This window comes from Vibrio sp. V19_P1S1T109 (assembly GCF_002241375.1).
GTDB classification, from domain to species: Bacteria; Pseudomonadota; Gammaproteobacteria; order Enterobacterales; family Vibrionaceae; genus Vibrio; species Vibrio anguillarum.
The window spans coordinates 1-3,356 of sequence record NZ_NDIM01000083.1 but is presented as its reverse complement, the minus strand read 5'-3'; the positions used below and the strand labels follow the sequence as shown (position 1 = coordinate 3,356).

The following is a 3,356-nucleotide window of genomic DNA, read 5'->3' as shown; positions in this document are numbered from 1 at the left end:
ATATTCAAGCCAACGACCAATGCACTTAGAGATTGTCAAAACCGTGCTTTAAGCCAAAATAACAGCATGTTTTCAACAGGTAGTCTTTTATGTGTGCTCGAACAAGAAATAATGAAAATCGCATTTTGACGATTTCGGCCCTTTTAGCTTCTGGCTTTGCTGGTGGCGGACTTGTGGTTGGTATGCTTGTCGGTTCACTGGTTATCGTGTTTGACGGTGTGTATTCACTGGTTAGTTTGCTGTTAACATTATTGTCGCTGGTGGCGTCACGCTACATTCGTAAACCTTCTGACTCGACTTTTCCCTTTGGACGCGCGGTGCTAGAACCTGCGGTTATTGCTATCAAAGCCAGCGTTATTTTGTTAGTCGTGAGTTATTCGTTGTACTCGGCTGTCATGGCATTGTTTAGCGGTGGTCGAGAAGTGGATGCTTCTATCGCAACTGTTTTTGGCACAGTGAACGTGATTGGTTGTGCGATTGCGTGGTGGTTCATGGTCAACAAGAGTAAACGTTACTCTTCTGGTTTGATTGACGCTGAAGTAAAACAGTGGCAAATGGACACGCTATTAAGCGTCGCGGTAACGGTCGGCTTCATTGCCGCTTGGTTGATGACCTTGTCTCCTTGGGCAAAATATGCCGTCTATGCAGACCCAATCATGATGCTATTAATGTCGTTTTACTTTATCAAAGTGCCTTATGACATGCTTAAATCGGCAACACGTGAATTGTTGATGATGTCACCAAGCAAAGAGATTTGTAAAACCGTGGATCAAGGTGTCATTGCCGTAGGTGAAGAATCAGAGCAAGATATCGAGTTGACTGCGGTGACTAAAGTCGGTCATGAGCTGTGGGTCAATGTCGATATTCGCCCTGATGAGAATGAAATGATTGCACTCGAAGATATCGAAAGTACTCGTCGCTCGCTACATAAGCGTTTATCAAAGCTGCCATTCGTACTGCAATTAACCATGAACGTAGCTCGTTAATCAGTCTCAATTAAACGGAAAAAGCCCTCTCGTTCCCGAGAGGGCTTTTTTTATACATAGCAAAGCTGTTGCGATGTCAGGCTATTGGCATTTTCTCTTGCACCGTCGATTGACGTTCTCTGGTCGCCCACCAACAAATTAAAGAACCCATCGTCACCATAATCACACCTTGCCAAAAGCTTAGCCCAAGCGCTACACCTAAGATTAGCGATGAAAGCAAGGTTGAAATCACTGGCGTGAAATAAGAAAGAGTCGCCAATAGAACCATGTTGCCACGCAAGATTGCCACATTCCAAAGTGCATAACCGCTGCCCATCACCACACCCGTTAACGCTAAATTCAAGGTTGCTGGAACGGTAAACACTAAAGTGCTTTCGCTGCTAAGAAAATACTTAATCCAGAGGGCGATAGCAGTAGCCATAAAGAACAGGATAATGGCATTTTGTCCATTGGCTAATTGTTTGGTGATATTGCAATAAACAGCCCAAATAATCGCCCCGCCAAACGCCATGCTATAGGTTAAGGGATTAGTCGCAATATTGGCTGATATTTGCATCACCGAAAACCCACTATCACCAGTAATGGTCCAAGCAACCCCGACAAATGCGAGCGCAACGCTTGGATACACAAGAATATGGACGGGTTTACGGCTGAGAAATACCGCAAACAACACCGTCAAGGCTGGCCACAAATAGTTAATCACCGCCATCTCGAGCGCTTGATGGCGATCATTGGCCATACCTAACGCTAATGCTAAGCAGATTTCGTAGCTCACAAAAAGCGCGCCACCGATCAGAACATAACGCAGAGAAAAGTGTTTGAATTTAGGCACGCCCATGACAAGCATCAGAAATACTGAGCTCACAGTGTAAATCAGTGCCGCCCCACCAATTGGGCTAAATTGCTCGGTGACCGTTCTGATTAGCCCCATTAGACAGCTCCACAGCAAGATAGCCGCAACACCAAATAGTGTATGTTTATGCTGCTTCAATGATGCCCTTCCTTAACTGAACTATGCAGGTCAGATGTTCCATTCATTTCTTTTAATGAACGGAGCACTCTCGCTGGTGTGCCTCCTACTAGGCTATCAGCTGGCACATCCTGATTGACCACTGAATTTGCCGCGACAACCGAACGCGCACCAATCGTGACTCCTTGATTAATCACAACGTTGCCACCAATCCATACGTCATCTTCAACCGTAATCGGCTTACAAAATGTTTCCCACAAGCGGCGGCTGCGATAATCCAAAGCATGCGCTGGTGTATAAAACTGGGTGTTAGGGCCAATCAAAACATGATTACCGATCGTGATTTTAGCGCCATCAAGCATAGTGACATTCATGTTGATAAAGGTTTCATCACCAATGGAAATTGTTTCACCGAATTCACAATAGAAAGGAGGCTGCACCACACTTTGTTGGCCAATTTGACGATATAGCTGAGTTTGCAATTGATGGCGGGCTGTAGCATCGGCGCATTGGTTGATCTGCAACAGTAAATGTCCTGCTTTGCTACGAATGGCTTCCATTTCTGGGTCTGCACCGTCAAACACCATACCATTCATCATTTTTTCCATTTCGGTCATGAGCCGTTCCTCCTTATGCATCTAGTGTATTTAGACTACTTGGATAAACAAAAGAAAAAAGAGAAAAGCTCACTGTTTCACTTTCCTCTTTAATTTCAACCAACCTGTAACGCACAGGAAAAGGCAAGATCAGAGCATATTGCTTTTTCCTAGCCTTATTGATTGAATGGCTTAAACAATCGACCAACTGTGAGTCATTGTGACACCTTTGCCTAACATTAAGCAGACAGAACGGTTCATCCGGAAAATCGATACCTGAATGACTTTTCTGATACCATATCGCCAAAAATAGCCAGTTAATGTCAACTTCACTTCTTTACCATCGCTTTGGAATACGCGGCCCTTTCCATTATTGCTCTACAGAGTTTGATGGTGACGCGACCATCTTTCACGTAGCACACAATCCTCATATTAAATGTCCATCATGTCGTAGTCGTGATGTCATAAAAAAAAGGAGGTAAGGTTCGCCGTTTCATCGCTACGCCAATCGGCACTAGCCCCTGTTACATCCAGATAGTAAACCAGCGGATTGAATGCCGAGCTTGTAATACACTCGGGTATTTGCCGCTTAACTTTGTTCCTCGTCCCAAGGTGCGTTACACAAAGGGCTTTGAACAGTATGTTCTCTCGCTGTCAGCATTGAACGTCACCATCAATGCTATTGCCAAGCTATGTGGTGTCTGTTGGGATACAGTGAAAGAGATTCAGAAGCATTACCTGCAAAAGCGATACTCTCAACCTTGTCTTAAAAACGTCACTCACATTGGAATTGATGAGATTTAC

General features: G+C 44.5%; 4 protein-coding genes. 2 read left to right on the top strand and 2 right to left on the bottom strand.

What is annotated here, in order from left to right; translation table 11 throughout:
• Positions 1 to 89 precede the first annotated feature (89 nt).
• A complete protein-coding gene (locus B9J87_RS03820; RefSeq protein WP_017043151.1) occupies positions 90 to 986 on the top strand; it encodes a cation diffusion facilitator family transporter in 897 nt (298 codons plus the stop codon).
• 76 nt (positions 987 to 1,062) lie between these two features.
• Here the strand turns inward: B9J87_RS03820 and yddG are convergent, their stop codons facing one another.
• Entirely contained in the window at positions 1,063 to 1,977 is a 915-nt protein-coding gene (yddG, locus tag B9J87_RS03815) for an aromatic amino acid DMT transporter YddG (protein ID WP_013868422.1), read from the bottom strand.
• The gene (locus B9J87_RS03810) at positions 1,974 to 2,573 is read right to left on the bottom strand and encodes a sugar O-acetyltransferase (protein WP_026028176.1); all 600 of its coding nucleotides are present in this window, start codon (positions 2,571 to 2,573) and stop codon (positions 1,974 to 1,976) included. Before B9J87_RS03810 ends, yddG begins: the two co-directional genes overlap by 4 nt.
• Positions 2,574 to 3,164: 591 nt before the next feature.
• Here B9J87_RS03810 and B9J87_RS17715 point away from each other — a divergent pair.
• A partial coding sequence (locus tag B9J87_RS17715) for a transposase family protein (protein WP_176429470.1) occupies positions 3,165 to 3,356 on the top strand: 192 nt, incomplete at its 3' end.

Bases quoted from the DNA above. Each gene is read 5' to 3' on its own strand.
- B9J87_RS03820 (WP_017043151.1), top strand. From the start codon at position 90: ATGTGTGCTCGAACAAGAAATAATGAAAATCGCATTTTGACGATTTCG.
- B9J87_RS03810 (WP_026028176.1), bottom strand. From the start codon at position 2,573: ATGACCGAAATGGAAAAAATGATGAATGGTATGGTGTTTGACGGTGCA.